Here is a 19,889-nt window from a genome sequence, read left to right as displayed (position 1 = left end):
CAGACTGTAGATAAACCCCTTCTGAATTTGTTTTTCAGAAGGGGTTTACTAATTAATTGATAAAAAAATCGATGAAGGCGATGGTTTTTCCATCGCCAATTGGCGAGTTTCTTTAAATTCATGGCAGCGAAAAGTAGCATCGCCTGCATTTGAATTCGGCGCTTCCCACGAAGCGTCGTCCAACGCATACCATGCTTTTCTTTCATATCTGCAAAAACTCGTTCAATCGTTTCTTTTCGTTTACTATAAATTTGTTTATTTTGATCTGTATGTCGAAGATGTTCAACTTCATCTAAATAACTTTGCCATATATGACGATGTATTTGTTTAGTATGATTTTGACTGTTGGTACATTGTGAGAGAAACGGGCAATCTTTACAGATTTTTGATTGAGAGACATATTGACGATAACCTTCACGGGTAGTGGTACGATAAGTTAGTGTTTCATTAGCAGGACATATGTACCAATCATAATACTCATCATAAACATATTCGTGCTTACGAAAGAAGCCTTTTTTCGTTTGAGGTCTTGTATAAGGCATTACAGGACGTACATTATCTTCTATTAACATTTTGCTAATGAAAGGTGTCTTGTAACCTGCATCTACTGCAACCGCGAGCGGTTGCGCAACATTGGTTTTAATTTGTTGATAAAGAGATGGGAAAACCTGACTATCATGAATATTACTTGGCTCAACAATAACTCCTAAGACAAAGCCATTTTGATCACAGCCAGTATGGAAGGAATACGCAAAAAGTTTCTCTCTCTCATTTTTAACAAAATATCCACTCTCTGGATCAGTTACACTTTCTTTTCTTTCTTTAATTTCTTCTGATGTCTTAGGAGTTAAAGCCTTTTTTCCAGAAGCAATCCGATCTTGATTGATTTCTTGATGAAGCTGTTCTTGGTAGGTTCGGGCTTGTGCCCGAACTGCTTTCTTAACATATTTTTTCTTATTTGCACTTGCTTTTACATGAGTTGAATCAATAAAAAGAATTTCAGGATTTATAAATCCATGATCAATTGCTTCTTGTAAAATACGATAAAAAATAGCTTCAAATAGATCTGTCTCTTGAAAACGTCGAATATAATTCTTGCTGAATGTTGAAAAATGGGGGATCTTTTCTGTAAGCCCGTAGCCTAAAAACCAACGATAAGCCACATTGGTTTCTATCTCTTTGATTGTTTGTCTCATGGAACGAATACCAAATAAATACTGAATTAATACCATTTTGATTAACACAACTGGATCAATACTGGGACGTCCATTATCCAAACAGTAATAGTCTTCAACAAGATCATAGATAAAGTCAAAATTGATGCTTTCTTCGATTTTGCGGACCAAATGGTCCGCAGGTACCAAATCATCTAATGCTATAATCTCCATCTGATGTCGACCATTTTCCCCTCGTTTGGTTAACACAAAACATCCCCCATTTATAACTTTCTACTTTCTTTATTCGACAAAAAAAGCTTGTCGACCTGTTCAAAAATGAACTTTGTCGACAAGCTGGAATAAAGAGACCAGCTAGCTGGTCTCTTTATTTTTTATTAATTATTAGGGAATATTTACAATTCCATGGAAGTGGTCTGAAACAATTTGTGTTATAATGAAAATTATTAATAGGCATTATAAAAGAGCATATTGCATCATTCAATTCCAAACCTAGATCATTACTAGATGAAGCCCGTGAAGCATTTTTGATAAGATCAACCTTTCCGGGGAGGGACAAGAGTTCCTTAGAAACTCGATGGACCGATTAAGACTTCGGGAGTGAGTAAAGAAGCGAAGAACGGCCTTATTCGAGGGTAGTCTCTAAAAAGAATATATTATAGAAAATTTTAATTAAATTAGGAAGGGTGTTTTTCCATGAAAAAATTGATCAATCACCCCGATTATGTTGTGCAAGAAATGATTGAAGGAATGGCTTTAGCACATCCACAAATCATCAGAAAACTAAATGATACAAATATATTAGTACGAACTGATTTAAATAACGCAAAAGTAGCTTTGGTAAGCGGTGGAGGTAGTGGACATGAACCAGCTCATGGTGGCTTTGTAGGGACCGGAATGCTTGATGCTGCTGTTGCTGGTGAAGTTTTCACCTCTCCAACTCCTGATCAAATCCTAGAAGCGATTAAGGCGGTAGATCGTGGTAAAGGTGTACTATTGATTATAAAAAACTATTCTGGTGACGTTATGAACTTTGAGATGGCTATGGAACTTGCAGAAGCAGAGGGAATCTTAGTTGAAAAAGTAGTCGTTGATGATGATGTGGCAGTAAAAAACAGTACTTATACAGTGGGAAGAAGAGGAATAGCTGGCACCATTTTTGTACATAAAATTGCTGGTGCACTTGCAGAACAAGGAGCTTCACTAGATGAAGTAAAGCAAATAGCTGATAGAGTAATTTTACAGACGAAGAGTATGGGGATGGCATTAAGTTCATGTATTATTCCAGCAGTAGGAAAGCCTGGTTTTGAACTTCCAGAGGATGAGATGGAGATGGGAATGGGGATTCATGGAGAGCCGGGCATTGAACGGAAAAAAGTGGTAAGTGCTGATGAAGTTGCAAGTGTCTTAGTTTCTCATTTGCAAAAAGAGATGCCTCTTGCTGCAAATGACCGGGTGGCTGTAATGGTCAATGGACTTGGAGCTACACCTATGATGGAATTATATATTGTTAGTCGGAAAGTATCTCAGCTTTTGCAAGAAAGTAAGATTCAAGTTCATCGTACCTTTGTAGGTGAATATATGACATCGTTAGAAATGGCTGGCTGTTCAGTAACGTTCCTAAAGCTAGATAATGTATTAGCAGAATTACTTGATCAACCTGCCCAAACGATTGCATGGTAAAGCATAATGAAAGGGGCTTCAAAAGTGATACAAGTTGAACATGTTGTTAAATGGATACAGCTTACACACCAAAAGATTGTAGCAACGAAAGATAAACTAACTGAGCTGGATCAAGCCATTGGTGACGGAGACCATGGTATTAATTTAGCTCGCGGACTTGATGCGGCTATCCAGAATCTAAGTCCAGATGAAAGTAAAGAAGATTTAGGTGAAGTCTTTCAAAAAATAGGCATGGCCTTAATTGCGAAAGTAGGAGGAGCGTCTGGAGCTCTATATGGCAGCGCTTTTGTTCATATGGCAAAGGTGTGTAAAGGGAAAAAGTTGATATCACTTGCCGAACTTGCACAAGTAATTGAAGCAGGGGCAATGGGGATAAAAGCAAGAGGACGAGCAGAGGTTGGTGATAAAACAATGCTAGATATTTGGCAACCTCTTGCCGACTATTTAAATGAACATATAGAAAAAGTATCTTGGGAGAAAGTTCAGCAATTTTTATTTGAACAAATGGAGAAGACAAAAGAGCTTGTGGCTAAAAAAGGGCGAGCTGCTTTTTTAGAGTCACGTTCAATTGGCCATTTAGATCCTGGAGCGGTTTCTTCGACCTACCTATTTATAGCACTATGTGAAACATTGGATAGAGGAGAGTAAGAATGAATATGGTGGGAATTGTATTGGTCTCTCATAGCTATGAACTTGTTCACGGTTTACAACAAATGTTGATTCAAATTCAAAGAGATGTCCCCATCGCTATTGCAGGAGGCGATGAAGATGGAGGACTTGGGACGAGTGCACTTAAAATTAAAAATGCGGTTGAAGAGGTTTATTCGGATAAGGGAGTTGTGATTTTATTTGACCTTGGAAGTGCCTTTTTAAATACAGAGTTAGCTCTAGAATGGATTGATAAGGATAAAAAGGTCAGAATTGCAAATGCTCCGTTAGTCGAAGGTGCTTATGGTGCAGTTGTACAATCAGGATGTGGTGGTACCGTTGAAGAAGTACTTCGTGCGGCGGAAAGAGCTAAACAGTTAAATAAAGTTCCTTCATTATGATATTTTTAAATGAATAAAAAGCAAAATATTTTTTACAATGGTTGGAAATCAGTTTGTATAATCCTAGTATTGACAAAAAGATGACAGTAACAGTATATTAAAGATAACATGAAAATATTGATTGGCGTGTTACTGGTCATGCAGGCATGAGCCGAAGAAAGGTCAACAGACTGATCTTTTTTCGGCTTTTTTGTTTTGAATAAGTTAAAATACAAATACTATAGATGGTTGAACTTACTGGGAAATTTGGTGATGTATTTTGATGGGCAGGAATCAATACGAAATTGTTCGCGTATTGAACCATAATGTGGTTTGGGTCAGAGAAATGTCAGGTAATGAAGTCGTTTTATTAGGTAAAGGAATTGGATTTCGCCAAAAAAGCGGTAATAAAATTCCTTATCATGATCAAAGAATTGAAAAGAAATTCCGCTTAGAGGATGAAACTCATGTCAAAAAATACCATAGCCTGATTGATCACATCGATCAGGAAGTGATTGGAATTTCGGAAGAGATTATTGGCTTAATTAGTAAAGAATTTCAAGGAGAGATTAATGAGCATATCCATGTTGCGCTGCCCGAACATATCCAATTTGCCATGGATCGGTTGCGTAATGGCATGGAAATCACTAATCCGTTTCTCTACTTAATTAAAGCATTATATTCTAAAGAGTTTTCTTTAGCTAAAAAGGCAGCAGAAATGATTAGCCATTCTTTTCAAATCGAAATACCTGAAAGTGAAATTGGTTTTTTGGCTCTACATATTCATTCAGCGATTAGTAACTATCCAGTTTCTAAAACAGTTCAGCTAACCTCAGTTGTTTATGAAGTAATTGACAAGATCATAAGAGAAATGGGTATTACGATTGATAAAAGCAGTATGGGATATATTCGACTCCTTATGCATTTACGATTTTTGATAGAAAGACTCAGGCAAAAAAGATCCTTGTCCCATCCATTTATAGAGTCCATTAAAACCAATTTACCTGAAGAGTTTCAACTAGCCCGAGAAATCGTGACACTTATTTCTAATCGATTAAATGTAAGCGTTACAGAAGCTGAAATAGGGTATCTGGCTATGCATTTATATCGCCTAAAGGATGAGTAAAAGTGATTGGTTTAAGATATTTAGGAGGGGTACTAGGTGTTTAAGAAACTGTTTGGTCAAAAAAAGAATGATAAAGAAGTCAAATTAGTTGCAGCACTTACTGGAGAAATTATACCAATCGAAAGAGTGGAAGATCCCGTTTTTGCTCAGAAAATGGCTGGAGATGGTTTAGCAATCGTACCAACACAAGGAGAAGTAGTAGCACCTATTAGTGGTAAAGTCACTCATTTGTTTGATACCCATCATGCCATCGGTATCACTACCAAAGAAGGGCTTGAAATCTTAATCCATATTGGGATTGATACCGTTAAGTTGGACGGAAAAGGATTTAACGCTTATGTAGAAGTAGGTGATGAAGTGAAACAAGGGGAACGCTTGATCACCGTTGACTTAAATCTATTAAAGGAGTCTGGCTTTGCAATTAGTACACCGATAGTCATTACAAATGGTGAAGTGGTAGCTGAACAAAAAGTACTTGCAACTGGTAATGTAATAGCTGGAGAAGACGAGATCCTAAGTATTTTACTTAAATAGAGGTTGTCATACAAAACAGCCGCTCATCGTTTTTGTGTAGGGTTAAATTTCGCTTAATCATAAACGATGAGCTCTAGGTATCGTTATATCTTTAAGTTTTTAATCAAATCATACCAACATGCTCAAAAGGTGTGGTGAAAAAATGAGAACGGTGTTAAAGGGAAACGTGGTACAAAGAAACCACGTTATCAAGCAAGGGATCTTGGTTATTAATGACGGAAGAATTGAATTTATTGGCAAAGAGCATGAATACACTCCAGATGGTCATGAAAGATGGATCGATTATTCAGATCATTTTATTTGTCCAGGGTTTATTGATGTTCATATTCATGGTAATGCCGGCTTCGATGTCATGGATGCTACACCAAAGGCCTTGCATGAAATTACTCAAAGCTTATCCCGGTATGGTGTAACCGGTTTTTTGGCTACAACGATGACTGCGCCGATGAAATATATCCATCGAGCTTTACAAAATATCATTTCATTTCAAGAAACCGCCAATGAATTTACTCAGGTTTTAGGGATTCATTTAGAGGGTCCATGGATTAATAAGAAACATAAAGGAGCTCAAAAAGAAGAAGATATTATTGATCCAACGCTGGAACAGATTGAAGATATCTGGAAAATTACAGGAGATCAACTAAAATTTGTAACGATTGCTCCGGAAATCTCAGGAGCCCTTGAAGCAATTAAAGTACTTACTAATAAAGGAGTTATCTGCTCTATTGGTCATACTGATGCCACTTTAGAAGATGTAAACCAAGCAGCTCAATGCGGAGCAACCCATTTTACCCATTTATATAATGCGATGAGAGGTCTACACCATCGGGAAGTTGGCGTAGTAGGTGCAGCATTCACAAAGGAAGAAATGACCTGTGAAATTATCGCTGACTTTGTTCACTCTCATCCAAAAGCAGTAGAATTGGCATACCGCATTAAAGGCCGTGACAAATTATTATTAATTAGTGATGGAATGCGAGCAGTAGGGATGAGAGATGGCAAATATGAACTAGGTGGGCAGACTGTGTTAGTACAAAAATGTATTGCCCGTTTAGAGGATGGGACTTTAGCAGGTAGTACACTTACTTTAGATCGAGCGGTAAAAAATCTGATCGAAGGACTTCAAACTCCGATTACTGATGCAATTTATATGGCATCAACAGCACCTGCACAGAAATTAGGAATTTCGGCAACGAAAGGGAGTTTAGAAGTAGGAAAAGATGCAGATCTGGTGATACTATCTAATACATTTGATGTTCGATTAACCATGATTCAAGGAAAAGAAGTATATCGGGAGGCGTAATAGTCTTGTTACAACTAATTGTATGTGATCACTATGAGGAGCTAAGTCGCCAAGCAGCACGAATAGTCGCTAAACAAGTCACCAATAAGCCAACATCTGTTATCGGTTTTGCTACTGGTAGTACACCAGTCGGACTATATCAAGAGCTTACGAAGATGTACCAGAAGGGGGAGGTGAATTTTAAGCAGATTCGAACCTTTAATTTGGATGAGTATGTAGGATTAGATAAAGAACACCCACAAAGCTATTATCGTTTTATGTGGGAGAATTTATTTGGAAAAGTTGGCATTGAAAAGAGCCAAATTCACTTTCCCTCTGGTATATTTCAGGATCCTGTACAAGCATGCAATGAATATGAATCTCAACTAAAAAAAGAGGGTCCTATCGATTTGCAAATATTGGGAATTGGAGCAAATGGACATATTGGATTTAATGAGCCAGCAGAATCATTTATTTTGAATACACATATTATCCAATTAGCCGATAAAACGATAGAAGCCAATGCCCGCTTTTTCAGAGATAAATCAGAGGTTCCAAGGCAGGCTATTACAATGGGCGTTGGAAATATTATGAATGCTAAGAAAATAATACTCCTTGCCAGTGATAAATCAAAGGCAAAAGCGGTTCAATCTGTTTTCTCAAGTATTGTTGATCCTCGAGTCCCAGCAACCATTTTACAACTTCATGCCGATGTTTCTATATTAGTTACAAACGAAGTTGCGGATTTATTGAAAGATTTAAACCTCGAGCAGATAGTCGGTTAGCTCCTAGCTTCTCAATGTTTTAAGATATCATAATTAGAGGTGAATGAAGATGAAATTACAAGGAATTGCTGCATCACAAGGGATAGCAATTGCAAAAGCGGTGGTTTGGAGCAAAGCCGTCGAATCTTCTGATGAAAAACAGATCCGTCCTGAAGAAGTAGAGCAAGAGGTTAAACGTTTAGAACAAAGTATAGAAAAATCTACTAAACAACTAACTGAGATTCATCAGCAAATGCTTTCAAATGTAGGCGAAGAAGAAGCTAATATCATGATGGCTCACCTTGCTTTCTTACAAGATCCGGAATTTGTAGGGGAAATGAAGCGGCAAATCAAGGATGAACTGCTGGATGCGACTTCAGCTGTCCAACGAGTGGTTAAGCATTTTGTCCAAATGTTTGAAGCGATGGAGAATGAGTATATGCGTGAACGAGCTACAGATATCCAAGATGTAGGAAAGCGAATCATCAATCATTTGACTGGGCAGACAGATGATATGCATTTACAAATAAAAGAGCCGGTTATTATTGTTGCTGATGATTTAACACCATCTGAAACTGTACAGTTACCACGTCAGTTTGTATTGGGAATTGTGACAGCAAAAGGTGGTAAAACTTCACATGCTGCTATTTTATCCCGTTCACTGGAAATCCCAGCAGTTATGGGAGCGGGAGAAGAGGTCCTTGAAAAAATACAAGATCAAGATCAACTCATTATCAATGGCTCTACAGGGGAAATCTGGATTCAGCCTGATCAAGCAACTTTAAAACAATATCGTAAGCGGTTGGAACAAGAAGAATTACTCAAAAAAGAACTCGCGAAACTGCGCGATTTGAAAGCAGAAACGACGGATGGTCATCGAGTGAAATTAAAAGCAAATTTAGGTCGTCCTACTGATATAGACTCACTTTTGGAAAATAGCCCAGATGGGATTGGATTATTTAGAAGTGAATTTCTCTTTATGGATCGGGCAGATTTGCCTTCCGAAGAAGAGCAATTTGCTGCATATGCAGAAGTCATCCAAAAAATGAATGGGAAACCAGTGATTATTCGGACATTAGATATTGGTGGAGATAAGCATCTTCCTTACTTAAATTTACCTGAGGAAATGAATCCTTTTCTAGGCTGGAGAGCGATTCGAATTTCACTAGATCAAGTAGATCTATTTAAAACACAGCTACGAGCTATCTTACGTGCGAGTGTACATGGAAAAGCTTTGATTATGTTCCCAATGATTTCTCATGTCGAGCAAGTTCAACGGGCGAAAGAAATTCTTGAAGAAGTAAAGCAAGAGCTTCAAGCAAAAGGTGTCGCCTTTGATCCAAGTGTGGAAGTAGGCATTATGATTGAAATTCCTAGTTCATGCCTTATTGCCGATGAGTTAGCTAAAGAAGTTGATTTCTTTAGTATTGGTACCAATGATCTTGTACAGTATACTTTGGCAGTTGACCGGATGAATGAGCAGATACAGCATTTATATAACTATTTTCATCCTGCTGTGCTCCGGTTGATTAAAATGGTCATCGATGCATCTCACCGTCATCAAATTTGGACAGGGATGTGCGGAGAAATGGCGGGTGATCCATTAGCAACTAAGCTACTTTTGGGTCTTGGATTGGATGAATTTAGCGCTTCAGCAAATTTACTCCAGGTTAAGAAACAAATTCGCTCCACATCTTTGGCAGATGCAAAAAAAGTAGCTGATCATGCGTTAACATTTGCTACTGCTGAAGAAGTTCAACAGTACCTATCCCAACAAAGTCATAACATCTAAGAAACACCTAAGAAATGACTTTTATGAAGGAGGATGTTTGTTTTGTTAGCATTTCTACAAAAAGTAGGTAAGTCTTTTATGTTGCCTGTGGCTACCTTACCAGCCGCAGCCCTACTCAATCGATTTGGACAAATCGACTATGTACAGCAATTTAAACTAGGCGCGACTGTGGGTGGATTTTTAAATCAATATGTGGCCCCTCTGCTGGCAGCAGGGGGAGCTGCCGTTTTTGATAATTTAGCTCTGATCTTTGCAATCGGGATTGCGATTGGTTTTGCTCGCGATGCGGTAGCAACTTTGGCTGCTGTAATCGCCCACTTTGTGTTGGTGAACGTATTATCTAAGATACCCGCTATGTTTGCTCATGTCCCAGATAAGATGGAATTAAACATGGGAGTACTAGGGGGGATTCTAGCAGGATCTATATCAGCTTATCTCTATAATAAATATCATGATATTAAACTTCCAGATTGGCTAGGATTTTTTGCAGGAAAACGGTTTGTTCCGCTGATTACATCGATTTATATGGTGATCATTTCTTTGCTAGTTGGTGTAATATGGGGACCTATTCAAGAAGTAATTAGTGCTTTTGGTAACTGGGTTGTTAGCTTAGGTTATATCGGTGCAGGGTTATTCGGGTTCTTTAACCGTTTGCTTATCCCGGTAGGGCTTCATCATGTTATTAATACCATTGCTTGGTTCCAACTCGGTGACTTCATAAACCCTGTGACAGAGAAACTTGTACAAGGAGACTTAAATCGTTTCTTTGCTGGAGATCCAAATGCAGGAATGTTTATGACTGGATTTTTCCCGATTATGATGTTTGGTCTACCGGCAGCTTGTTTAGCAATTATTCATACAGCCAAACCAGAAAAAAGAAAAGCAATTTCTACTGTATTTATAAGTTTTGCGGTTACAGCATTTATCACAGGTATTACGGAGCCAATTGAATTCGCTTTCATGTTTGTAGCACCGGCACTTTATGTTGTGCATGCAATCTTAACAGGTATTTCTGGAGTGATTGTTACTTCACTGGATATTCATAGTGGATTCGGCTTTTCGGCAGGTCTGATTGACTATGTTCTTAGTATACCCATTGGTAAAAATTCACTTTGGCTTATTCCGATTGGTTTAGCTTTCGGAGTGGTTTACTACTTCCTATTCCGTTTCCTCATTGTCAAGTTCAACCTTAAAACACCTGGTCGTGAAGATGATGAGGAGGAAACAGAAGGCAAAGAAGAAGGAAATGAAGGTAAAGCAACCAGCTTGCATGATAAAGCAACGAAAGTTGTTGAATATATTGGTGGAAAAGAAAATATCAAAGATGTGGATGCTTGTATTACACGCTTACGTCTTGAACTCTTTGATGATATCCAAATTAATGAAAATGGTTTAAAATCGATTGGGGCTGCCGGAATTTTACGTCTTGGCAATGGGAAAATCCAAATTGTTTTCGGAGTTTACTCTGAACAACTAAAGGTTGAAATTGAAAAGCTTTTAAATTCTGCTTAATCGAAAAGCCACAGGGAGAACCTGTGGCTTTTAACATATCTTCCCCTCTATATAATCAGCTATGGCTTGAATCGAAGTTCGGTCACAACGTAATAGGAAGGTGATGATAGGATCTTTTTAGTTTTAATCTCTTGGCTGAAAAATTCTTCTTTTCTCGACCTATTTATAGTTAATAAGAGCCCTCATAATCAGTCATCCATCGCTTCCCACTCACTCTGGCTAAAGATTTGTTGCAAAAGTCGATCACACAAAAACGATTTGCTCTAGTTCTTGAAATGACTTAGGTTTTGGCTCGCATTATGCAATATGCTGAAGAAAGTTTAATCTGTAAATGTGTCATTCTTATGAAATATTTGCAAGAAATACCCAATATGCTTGTGTTGTGATTAGACTAAATAATAAGAAGTTCATCAATTAAGCAAGTATATCTTAGAAACTAAAGTTGGAGGGAAATAGTTTGGCTGAACTTCTAACTAAAAATCTACCGGAAATTTTACAAGAGTTAATCACGATGGTAGAGCTTAATCAAATGTCTATTCATGCAGAAGCGTTTGGAGTTTCAAGTGGAGAAATTGAAGAAGCGATACAAGAGGAACATATCAATCAATTTCAAGTATTAGGTAGCTTTTACTTTGAACATCATGTTCTGGGAGATGCAGCTTTTTGGATTGTGGATGATAAGCCGTTAGATCAGGTTCCCATTATCTCGTTTTGTCAAGGAGAATGCTGGATTCAAGCTGAAAATATTTATGACTGGACCAAACAATTGATTCACCATATCCAAGAGAAATTGGAGCAAAGGGAGTGGGAGATTTCACGACGTGAAAAGGAATTAAAAATTGATGAGGAATTTTTTCAGATGGAAAAAGAAACTTTTCAAAGAGATCATCAAGCTTTTATTAGATACAGAGGATTCATCCGTAAAAATAGACAGCTTAGGTGGAAACTAAAAAGTATCAATCGAAGCCCTATAAACTTTCAAAAATACAAACAAATATTCGAAACTGACAAGAAGGCACTACAGCAAAAGAAAAAAAAGATGCAAGTTGAACAGCAAGCAGTCTATGAGTTTTTGCAAAAATGGTCTCATACTTTTAGGCACGATACAAATAGTGAAAACAAAGAGCATCTTAGCCAGAGACTAGGAGAATTATTAAACAAAGAGAAATATACAATTGTAATATAGATTAGATATTTCGCATCTTTTGGGAATATCAAGTGAATATGGATGAAAAATATAAATATTCGAACAAATAATTCCTCACCAGAAGATTTATATGTATGATGATGGTATGTTTGTTTTCTTGAAGGTAGATACTATTTTCTAAAAGGGTTAAAGGAAGAGAATGAATGATGATTACAAATATTGCAACAGTGGCTATTTATACAGATAATCAAGAAAAAGCGCTTCAGTTTTGGACAGAAAAAATGGGTTTTGAGCAACGTGAGAATAAACCAATGGGCCCTAACGGAAATTGGATTGAAGTAGCGCCTAAAAATGCACAAACTCGCATTGTGATTTACCCAAAATCGATGATGCCAAAATGGGCAGAGATGAAAGCTTCGCTAGTTTTTGAGTGTGAAAATATTCAGCAAACTTATACTGAATTACATAACAAAGGAGTTGAATTTGTCGAAGAGCCCAAAAAAATGCAATGGGGAACTTTTGCTATTTTTAAAGACTTAGATGGAAATGAATATGTATTAAAACAATAAAAATGAATCTACCTCTTCTAAATAAAACTTAAGTGAGATGCGTAGTCAAGTTTAGTCATAAGTGATGCTTCGCTATTATTTGCCAGACTCAATACGTAGATGTTAGAATAAACACACTGTGTAAAATAATGTTGGAGGAACACCATGGCAAATGATAAACGGCAACGGATCGATAAAATATTGGCTAATATGGGATGGGGAACACGTAAAGAGATTAAAAAACGGATGAAAACAGGCTCGGTCGTCATCAATGGTAAAGTAATTCAAGATCCTGGTTTTCATGTGTTGCCCAATCATGATCGTATTGAGATAGATGGTGAGCTCGTTACCTATCAAGAGTATATCTATTTAATGATGAATAAACCTGCGGGAGTATTATCAGCTACAGAAGATCGCTTTGCCGAAGTGGTAACAGACTTATTAGATCCGATACATCAACATTTCGAACCCTTTCCTGTTGGGAGATTGGATAAAGATACTGAAGGATTATTAATTTTAACGAATGATGGGAAATTGGCTCATCAGCTGTTATCCCCGAAAAAGCATGTCCCAAAATTATATTATGCAATGGTCGAAGGAGAAGTAACGGAAGCGGATATACTAGCATTTCGGCAGGGTGTGATCTTAGATGATGGATATTTAACCATGCCCAGTGAATTAGAAATTCTTCAAGCTGGTAAAACTTCTGAAGTTGAATTAACCATTTATGAAGGAAAATTTCATCAAGTAAAACGGATGTTTATAGCAGTAGGAAAAAAAGTGAAATATTTAAAACGGCTTGCGATGGGATCATTGTACTTAGATCCAGACTTAGAACCTGGAGAATATCTGGAATTAACCGAAGAAGATATTGCGAAGCTAAAAGAAGATGTTAAGAAGAAGAAAACATATTAGCAAATGATAAAAACAGTTAGCCTAAATTGGACAAGGTTAACTGTTTTTTGATTCTATTTTTTGGCTTTAGACGATTGTGTTGAAGCTCTTCGTCTAATGATTCATACCTTTGATTGAATTATGCAACGTGACATATTATATATAATAATTCCCTAAATGTAAATTATTTAAAATGTATATTATGACAATCAATTGTATAGATCAAACAATCAAAGCGAAATATAACATAGAAGACGGAAAGGAGAAGTGGGAATGTCTACCAAAATTTTAGTCATCTATTATAGTGCTTATGGTCATATCTATCAGATGGCCCAATCTGTTGCTCAAGGTGCTAAAAATGAAAGCGATATCGAAGTGAAAATCGTGAAGGTTCCTGAGTTTGATGTGGCGCGCAAGTTTTTATCAACACAAGAACCGTATGTAAAAGCTCAGGAAGCACAAAAAGAGATTCCAGATGCAACACAAGAAGATCTACTATGGGCTGATGGAATAATTTGGGGTGTTCCAACACGTTTTGGAATGATGCCAGCACAGATGAAACAATTTCTAGATGCAGCTGGCGGTCTTTGGGCAACAGGCAAACTCGAAGGTAAAGCTACTGGAGTGTTTGTAAGTACAGGTTCAGTACACGGCGGGCAAGAAACAACAGCGATTACGACTATCATTCCACTTCTTCATTTTGGAATGATATATGTGGGTCTGCCGTATGGAGAAAATCCTGAACAAATGACAGCTGAAGGAATTGGTGGCTCCCCTTATAGTGCTGCTACTGTAGTAGGACCTAATGGAGAGTTAAACCCAGATCAAAGAGAGTTAACGATGGCTTCGCGTTTGGGAGCTCGAGTAGCTAAAGTAGCAAAAGCATTAAAAAGTACGAACTTATAATGGATCATGTGATAAAGTAATTTTAAAAAAATGGGGTTCTCTTTATGTTCATGTTTAGATGCAAAAACGTAAAGAGAGCCCATTTTTTATAAGAAATAAACCATATGTTTTAAATTGATATACTTTGATCCTACTTTCAAGGCCATTTGTTCTACCCCAAAAGTCTGAAATCCAAGTGACTGGTATAGAAAGTCAGCAGCTGACCCAGCTTGGACAGATAGCTGGATCTGCTCTATTTCTTTTTGCTTCCGAACTTTTTTTATAATCAATTGAATTAAAGCACGGCCGATCCCAGTACCTCGACGTTCTGGAATCACATAAACTCCCCAGATATTCGATTTATGGCGTGTTTTTTCTGTGGAATTTCGGTACCAACCTGCTATTCCCAAAAGCTGACTACTCTCGCTAAATACACCTAGAATCCATCCATTTTCGGTGGGGATTATGCTTTGTTTTATTTGTTCAAGTGTTTTTTGATTGAAATCTTTATAAGAAGCTCCAAAAGAAGTAGGTTCTTCTGCCAGAGATTGCGAGCGAAGTTGACGAAAATGTGATACATCATCTGTGGTTAGTTGTCTGATGATCATTCTTTATGAACCTCCCTTGACGGAATTATAATAATTACCCCAATTTTATACAAGTAAAACGGATGAGCATTTCAGCTTTAAGCAACAAAACTAGACGAAATAGTTACAAATATCTAGCTATCTTTGTAAAAATCAGTTATAATAATCTTATATTTTGAAACTTAGTTTCATCTAATGAAACAAAGGAGAGGGTAGACATGGATAAGAAGAGCCAAGTTGTACAACAATTTAATCAGTCAGCCGAATCATATCTTACTAGTCAAGTTCACGCAAAGGGAATAGATCTGCACTGGTTAAAAGATTTGATCGTTGAATCTCCGCATGAGAGAGCATTAGATATTGCAACAGGTGCAGGGCATACTGCATTTGTATTAAGTGAATTTGTTAAAAATGTGATTGCACTAGATCTTACACCTAATATGCTTCAGGTTGCTTCAGTAGAAGCGGATAGGCGAAATATTACCAATATTTCATTTGTATTAGGAGATGCTGAAGCACTCCCGTTTATTAATAGTTACTTTGACTTAGTAACCTGTCGTATAGCCTCTCATCATTTTCCTCATATTAAAAAAGCGATCAAAGAGATGGTACGAGTTTTATGTAAGCAAGGTCTGTTAATCCTTATCGATAACTTTGTTCCGAGTGACCCTGAAAGTGCCCAGCTTATGAATAGTATTGAAAAATTACGTGATCCTTCTCATGTCGAATGTCTTTCTATAGAACAATGGCAGCAGTTATTGAACGAATCAGGTTTTTCTGAAATAAACTGTTATCGTACGTGGACGACACAGATGAATATCCCAGAGTGGTTAGATCGAGCGAAAACATCGACGGAAAATCGTCAAAAGATTTTCGAACTCATTGATAAAACAGAAACCCAGTGGATTGATCAACAGATGATACATTTACAAAAAGTAATGTGGGTTTGCCGGAAGTAGCAGGAATAGGAAAAATGACTTGAGGTTGCCTCTCAAGTCATTTTTATTTATATGGATTATTATAGGAAATAGATTAAGCACCATTTCTATTCAAAAATCAGAAAGTAATCCCTCTTTTAATGACTGGAGTTCCTCAAGAAATATCTCAAATCATTTAACTATTTTTAAATAGAGGGACTTTTCATATTTGAAGTTTGGCTCATATATAATTTCCTTCCTTTGAAGAAAAAAATAATACTGGATAAAGAAATCATCGCCAATGTAAGAAATAGTGTGGGTCCTCCAAACTTTGCTAGTATAATTCCACCCATCCAAGGACCAATAAAGTTTCCAAACTCCGTAAATCCTTGTGCCCCATAGTAAGTACCTCGCATCCCCTTAGGTGTTATTTCATCGATTTGGGCATATTCAGCAGGAATCACTAAAATTTCCCCTAAAGTAAAGATAATCATAGATAGGATAAAGCCAAACCAGTTTGAGGAAAAAGCGAATCCCACCAAACCTACTGTAAGTAGAATACTTCCTAGGGCAATCCGAAAAAACAAACTAAACCTTTCCGACCACCGTGTTAATGGAATTTGTAAAAGCAGGACTGTGGATGCATTGAGACTCATGAGTATACTAAATAATTGTATACCATCCGTTAAATAACTTTTCAAATATTGGGATAGGGAAATAGATATTTGCCCATAAACCGTCATAAGTAAGACTCCTCCCAAAATAAAGAGAAACAAAGCAGCGTCACTACGTATGGTCCTCAAAACTTGAGAGACAGAAATTTTTTCTTCATTTGATTCTGTAGCAAGCTGTAGATTATAAGCTCTAAATAAAATAAACAGTAGTAAGGCATAAACTATATAAACAGCTGTAGTGAGAAAGAAAGCGATAGAGCCTCCACTAATCCCTAGTAAAGCACCAAAGATAGGTCCCAATGAGTACCCTAGATTATTCGCTAAATAACGATTGGAAAAGGCTCTAACTCTTTTTGTTTCAGGAGTTAAATCACCTGTAAGAGCTTTCGAGATGGTATTAAAAAAAGAAGCAGCTAATCCTCTTAAGATACTAATAAAGAGTAGAATAAATGGATTTTTAGTATAAATAAACCCTAAAAAAGAAATAGATAAAATGAGTAGAGAGAGTACAATTAAACGGGTTCTTCCTAAAAAGTCGGAAAGAATGCCACCAATAAAACTTCCCAATGTACCAGCCAATGGTCCTGCACCAATAATAAATCCGATGGTTGCATAATCAAGCGGTGTTGTTTCCCCAAGAAAGATAGCCAAAAAAGGCATACTCATGGAACTTGTGAATGAAATAAAAACCGTTCCTAGCATAAGCACATGAACAATTGGATGATAAGCTTGAATATACCGATATATTTTTTGCATATATGATCTTCCTTTTAAAATAAAAGATTGTTTAATTCTGTATGAAACCGATGAATCGCACTTTGCCTTAGACTGTAATAACTAGGAGTTGTATGATCAAAAAAATGACTTCGGATTAACCCAGAGCGGCGAAGAATGGTGATATGATGGTGAATGGTACTTTTAGCCATATTCAGATGTTGATGAATTTCGATTAACGTTCTTGGTTTTTCAGCTAAAAACTTTAGCATATGAAGTCGTGTCCCATCTGCTAAACATTGTAATTGGTCAAGTAGGTTTTCCACTTCTTGATCTTTCCTAGTAGAAGCTTCTTCGCAAGGATACAAACAGGTTGCCATTCCACGAAAATAGTCGAAAACGGTTGCGGGAGAACAGTGATATTGTGGAATTAATATCACTTCTTGTAGTTGATCAGTAGGTTCAATACGTATCCCATTTGTAGCATCCTCGATGAGATCAATCGGATTGATCGCTTGGAGTTGTTGTTGTCTCTTCTTAAAATCGGTTTGAAGGTGACCAAAAATATCTGCATCGACATACCTAAAGTAGTGCTCATTCCATTCTGTCAGTAAATATAAAGTTCGATCGCGAATATCTCCTAAATTTAGTGGGATAGAGGTAACCCAAGGAGCAAGTCGCTCATAGATCTCTCCAGCTGGGAGATGCTCTAACCAACTTAAAAATTGAAAAGCGTCTTCTTTTTGAGGGCATTGTGAAATCAATAAGACCATTCGATGTAAAACTTCCCAACGCTCATCTTCTAGCATAAGAGCAAATTTCTCAGGAAGCATATCTCTTGTTTTGGTGACCCAATCTTTACCTAGGGAAATAAACTTTATTTTCTTATGATAGATATAAGTATAAAAGCTAATCACTAATTCATAAGCAGGGGAATAGTCAATCTTGATAGAATAATATTTACCCATTCGATCACCCTCGAATATTTATTATTAGTTGATACAATTCTAATACTTTTTTAGATTCATTTCAATCATTTTATTAGGCGATTGAAAAGATATTTAAAAACTACTTGATATAAAGTAAAATAATATATTGCCAATAAAAAATGAAATATTTTGATTCAAGAAAGGGACAAGACTAATGAAGTGCATGAAGGAAACAGAGCGGGGCATTCAGGTGATATATGGAGAATATAATGTAGGGTGTATGGTAACTGCTCCTCTGATGATGATTGTTGGATCTCTTGTTTTATTTTGGATTTTAGAATTTAAAGCGTTATTGGTCGGGACGATTGGACTAGTCTTCTTTGGAGGTGTGCTATTAAAAATCATATCTGTTTTACGACGTAAAAATCGCATTTTGTTTGAGATTGTTCAAGACGGAATTGTATATAAAAACCGAAAAGTGGATTTTTTGCAGTTAGCTGAGATTTCTATTGGATATCATAATCATCGACTGATTGGGCTGGTGTTTCCAGACATAATCATACGAACAGCTACAAATCAGAGTCATTATATCTCAACGTATAATCTAGTTGATTTGAATGAATTAGAAAAAATAGTTAGTACCTATATCATTCCTTACTCAACTATAGAATGCCAAGAAGCTTGGCAAAAGAATCGCCAACCTTTTATTTAAAGGTTGGCGATTGTATAAAGAAGTTTGGGTCGAACCGATGTGATGGAGCGTCCATCAGCTAATATGACTTTTATCAATCTTTTCACCCTATTTTATACTTTTAAAAACGTTTTGTAGTAAATTGCTAAAACTGGTTATATTGACTTCTTTCGATCTATTTTTTAGATAAATCATATAGACATGAATACATAACTTAAAGGTTTTTAACACGGTAAGGTGTCCTGATTCGATTTCGCTTTGGACGGTGTTTGTACTAAGTAATGCCAAACCAGCATGGTTTAAAATAGCGCGTTTGATGGTTTCCTCGCTACTTGATTCAATGATTGATCGAGGTTGATAGTTGATTTGATCCAAGCATTCCCAAATGACTTCTTTTAAATTATGATCCCCGCGAAATGTGATAAATGGAAGTACCTCATGAACCCCTATTTTTCCATGAGTTTCAACATTCTCTTGTGTTGTGATTAGCACCATATCTTCTTGAGCAAGTAATACCGTTTCTAAATGATCTGAATCACATGGACCTGCAATAATAGCTAGGTCGGTTCTATAGTCATGAACCAACTGGATGGCTTCTTTACTACTACAGGAAATCAGCTCCAGTTGTACTTCTGGATACTGTTGATAAATTGGACGGATAAATTGGGCTAGTTGATGGGTACAGAAATATTCTGGGGCTGCAATCCGAAGTTTGCCACTAGGCTTATGTAGCTGTTGCAAAGCTATTTCCATTTCAGAAACAATGTTGAATAGTTGATCTGTATATTGTTTTAACACATTTCCTGCTGGTGTTAAAAAAGTTTTTTTGCCTACTCGGTCGAACAAGGGATGACCAATTTCTTTTTCTAATGCTTGAATTTGAAAAGTGATTGTAGGTTGTGTGTATTTCAAAATCTTGGCCGCTTTTGAGAGATTTAATTGCTCGGCGACCACTTGGAAGGTTTTTAAGTTTCTTAATTCCATGAGCGTTTTCTATCCCACGATTC

At 36.9% G+C, this 19,889-nt stretch carries 20 protein-coding genes; 15 read left to right on the top strand and 5 right to left on the bottom strand.

All coding sequences use genetic code 11. The features are described 5' to 3' along the window. Window positions 1–1,424 (bottom strand): IS1182 family transposase (locus DL897_RS11465; RefSeq protein ID WP_240627389.1); only part of this gene is annotated, 1,424 nt, incomplete at its 3' end. Between the two features lie 447 nt (window positions 1,425–1,871). Here DL897_RS11465 and dhaK point away from each other — a divergent pair. The 13 genes from dhaK (at window position 1,872) to wrbA (ending at window position 14,391) form a co-directional block, all read left to right on the top strand. Continuing rightward, window positions 1,872–2,858: a dihydroxyacetone kinase subunit DhaK gene (gene dhaK, locus DL897_RS11460; RefSeq protein WP_113659275.1), complete on the top strand. Its 987-nt coding sequence runs from the start codon at window positions 1,872–1,874 to the stop codon at window positions 2,856–2,858. Between the two features lie 24 nt (window positions 2,859–2,882). Beyond that, window positions 2,883–3,506, top strand: a complete 624-nt coding sequence (gene dhaL / locus DL897_RS11455; protein ID WP_240627388.1) for a dihydroxyacetone kinase subunit DhaL — start codon at window positions 2,883–2,885, stop codon at window positions 3,504–3,506. Window positions 3,507–3,508: 2 nt separating this feature from the next. Then, window positions 3,509–3,907 carry a dihydroxyacetone kinase phosphoryl donor subunit DhaM gene (dhaM, locus tag DL897_RS11450; protein ID WP_113659273.1) on the top strand — a complete coding sequence of 133 codons (399 nt, stop codon included), beginning with the start codon at window positions 3,509–3,511 and terminating at the stop codon, window positions 3,905–3,907. Between the two features lie 262 nt (window positions 3,908–4,169). Further along, window positions 4,170–5,012: a PRD domain-containing protein gene (locus DL897_RS11445; RefSeq protein WP_113659272.1), complete on the top strand. Its 843-nt coding sequence runs from the start codon at window positions 4,170–4,172 to the stop codon at window positions 5,010–5,012. Window positions 5,013–5,048: 36 nt separating this feature from the next. After that, the gene (locus DL897_RS11440; RefSeq protein WP_113659271.1) at window positions 5,049–5,546 is read left to right on the top strand and encodes a PTS sugar transporter subunit IIA; all 498 of its coding nucleotides are present in this window, start codon (window positions 5,049–5,051) and stop codon (window positions 5,544–5,546) included. 142 nt (window positions 5,547–5,688) lie between these two features. After that, entirely contained in the window at window positions 5,689–6,849 is a 1,161-nt protein-coding gene (nagA, locus tag DL897_RS11435) for an N-acetylglucosamine-6-phosphate deacetylase (protein WP_168188771.1), read from the top strand. A gap of 5 nt (window positions 6,850–6,854) precedes the next feature. Beyond that, complete coding sequence (gene nagB, locus DL897_RS11430; RefSeq protein ID WP_113659269.1) at window positions 6,855–7,613, top strand: glucosamine-6-phosphate deaminase; 759 nt, start codon at window positions 6,855–6,857, stop codon at window positions 7,611–7,613. Between the two features lie 43 nt (window positions 7,614–7,656). Then, a complete protein-coding gene (gene ptsP, locus DL897_RS11425; protein WP_113659268.1) occupies window positions 7,657–9,384 on the top strand; it encodes a phosphoenolpyruvate--protein phosphotransferase in 1,728 nt (575 codons plus the stop codon). Window positions 9,385–9,426: 42 nt separating this feature from the next. After that, the gene (gene nagE, locus DL897_RS11420) at window positions 9,427–10,896 is read left to right on the top strand and encodes an N-acetylglucosamine-specific PTS transporter subunit IIBC (RefSeq protein WP_113659267.1); all 1,470 of its coding nucleotides are present in this window, start codon (window positions 9,427–9,429) and stop codon (window positions 10,894–10,896) included. A 457-nt stretch (window positions 10,897–11,353) separates the two neighbouring features. Then, complete coding sequence (locus DL897_RS11415; RefSeq protein ID WP_113659266.1) at window positions 11,354–12,082, top strand: hypothetical protein; 729 nt, start codon at window positions 11,354–11,356, stop codon at window positions 12,080–12,082. Window positions 12,083–12,249: 167 nt separating this feature from the next. Continuing rightward, complete coding sequence (locus tag DL897_RS11410; protein ID WP_113659294.1) at window positions 12,250–12,612, top strand: VOC family protein; 363 nt, start codon at window positions 12,250–12,252, stop codon at window positions 12,610–12,612. A gap of 144 nt (window positions 12,613–12,756) precedes the next feature. Beyond that, window positions 12,757–13,506, top strand: a complete 750-nt coding sequence (locus DL897_RS11405; RefSeq protein ID WP_113659265.1) for a pseudouridine synthase — start codon at window positions 12,757–12,759, stop codon at window positions 13,504–13,506. Window positions 13,507–13,758: 252 nt separating this feature from the next. After that, window positions 13,759–14,391, top strand: coding sequence for an NAD(P)H:quinone oxidoreductase (gene wrbA, locus DL897_RS11400; protein ID WP_113659264.1), 633 nt, complete (start codon window positions 13,759–13,761; stop codon window positions 14,389–14,391). A gap of 86 nt (window positions 14,392–14,477) precedes the next feature. Here the strand turns inward: wrbA and DL897_RS11395 are convergent, their stop codons facing one another. Next, a complete protein-coding gene (locus DL897_RS11395; RefSeq protein ID WP_113659263.1) occupies window positions 14,478–14,978 on the bottom strand; it encodes a GNAT family N-acetyltransferase in 501 nt (166 codons plus the stop codon). Window positions 14,979–15,175: 197 nt separating this feature from the next. Here DL897_RS11395 and DL897_RS11390 point away from each other — a divergent pair, with 197 nt between their 5' ends. Beyond that, entirely contained in the window at window positions 15,176–15,916 is a 741-nt protein-coding gene (locus tag DL897_RS11390; protein ID WP_113659262.1) for a class I SAM-dependent methyltransferase, read from the top strand. Window positions 15,917–16,080: 164 nt separating this feature from the next. Here DL897_RS11390 and DL897_RS11385 read toward each other — a convergent pair whose 3' ends face one another. Next, window positions 16,081–17,304 (bottom strand): MDR family MFS transporter, encoded by a 1,224-nt coding sequence (locus DL897_RS11385; RefSeq protein ID WP_113659261.1) that lies wholly within the window; start codon window positions 17,302–17,304, stop codon window positions 16,081–16,083. A gap of 14 nt (window positions 17,305–17,318) precedes the next feature. Further along, window positions 17,319–18,230 (bottom strand): ArsR/SmtB family transcription factor, encoded by a 912-nt coding sequence (locus DL897_RS11380; RefSeq protein ID WP_168188770.1) that lies wholly within the window; start codon window positions 18,228–18,230, stop codon window positions 17,319–17,321. A gap of 175 nt (window positions 18,231–18,405) precedes the next feature. On the opposite strand from DL897_RS11380, the gene DL897_RS11375 reads away from it, so the two are divergent. Beyond that, window positions 18,406–18,903 carry a DUF5381 family protein gene (locus tag DL897_RS11375; protein WP_113659259.1) on the top strand — a complete coding sequence of 166 codons (498 nt, stop codon included), beginning with the start codon at window positions 18,406–18,408 and terminating at the stop codon, window positions 18,901–18,903. A gap of 87 nt (window positions 18,904–18,990) precedes the next feature. On the opposite strand, the gene DL897_RS11370 is transcribed toward DL897_RS11375, so the two are convergent. Beyond that, the gene (locus DL897_RS11370) at window positions 18,991–19,866 is read right to left on the bottom strand and encodes a LysR family transcriptional regulator (RefSeq protein WP_113659258.1); all 876 of its coding nucleotides are present in this window, start codon (window positions 19,864–19,866) and stop codon (window positions 18,991–18,993) included. Window positions 19,867–19,889: the final 23 nt, after the last annotated feature.

The organism is Thermoflavimicrobium daqui, assembly GCF_003313465.1.
Lineage (GTDB): Bacteria > Bacillota > Bacilli > Thermoactinomycetales > Thermoactinomycetaceae > Thermoflavimicrobium > Thermoflavimicrobium daqui.
Note: the sequence above shows the minus strand (reverse complement) of the source record. Positions and strands in the feature narration are given on the sequence as shown.

What these genes read in the sequence shown, in the direction of transcription:
- DL897_RS11390 (WP_113659262.1), top strand. Translation starts at nt 15,176, where the DNA reads ATGGATAAGAAGAGCCAAGTTGTACAACAATTTAATCAGTCAGCCGAA.
- ptsP (WP_113659268.1), top strand. Translation starts at nt 7,657, where the DNA reads ATGAAGATGAAATTACAAGGAATTGCTGCATCACAAGGGATAGCAATT.
- dhaM (WP_113659273.1), top strand. Translation starts at nt 3,509, where the DNA reads ATGAATATGGTGGGAATTGTATTGGTCTCTCATAGCTATGAACTTGTT.
- DL897_RS11395 (WP_113659263.1), bottom strand. Translation starts at nt 14,978, where the DNA reads ATGATCATCAGACAACTAACCACAGATGATGTATCACATTTTCGTCAA.
- DL897_RS11405 (WP_113659265.1), top strand. Translation starts at nt 12,757, where the DNA reads ATGGCAAATGATAAACGGCAACGGATCGATAAAATATTGGCTAATATG.
- DL897_RS11410 (WP_113659294.1), top strand. Translation starts at nt 12,250, where the DNA reads ATGATTACAAATATTGCAACAGTGGCTATTTATACAGATAATCAAGAA.
- DL897_RS11370 (WP_113659258.1), bottom strand. Translation starts at nt 19,866, where the DNA reads ATGGAATTAAGAAACTTAAAAACCTTCCAAGTGGTCGCCGAGCAATTA.
- DL897_RS11380 (WP_168188770.1), bottom strand. Translation starts at nt 18,230, where the DNA reads ATGGGTAAATATTATTCTATCAAGATTGACTATTCCCCTGCTTATGAA.
- DL897_RS11385 (WP_113659261.1), bottom strand. Translation starts at nt 17,304, where the DNA reads ATGCAAAAAATATATCGGTATATTCAAGCTTATCATCCAATTGTTCAT.
- DL897_RS11375 (WP_113659259.1), top strand. Translation starts at nt 18,406, where the DNA reads ATGAAGTGCATGAAGGAAACAGAGCGGGGCATTCAGGTGATATATGGA.
- DL897_RS11445 (WP_113659272.1), top strand. Translation starts at nt 4,170, where the DNA reads ATGGGCAGGAATCAATACGAAATTGTTCGCGTATTGAACCATAATGTG.
- nagA (WP_168188771.1), top strand. Translation starts at nt 5,689, where the DNA reads ATGAGAACGGTGTTAAAGGGAAACGTGGTACAAAGAAACCACGTTATC.
- dhaK (WP_113659275.1), top strand. Translation starts at nt 1,872, where the DNA reads ATGAAAAAATTGATCAATCACCCCGATTATGTTGTGCAAGAAATGATT.
- wrbA (WP_113659264.1), top strand. Translation starts at nt 13,759, where the DNA reads ATGTCTACCAAAATTTTAGTCATCTATTATAGTGCTTATGGTCATATC.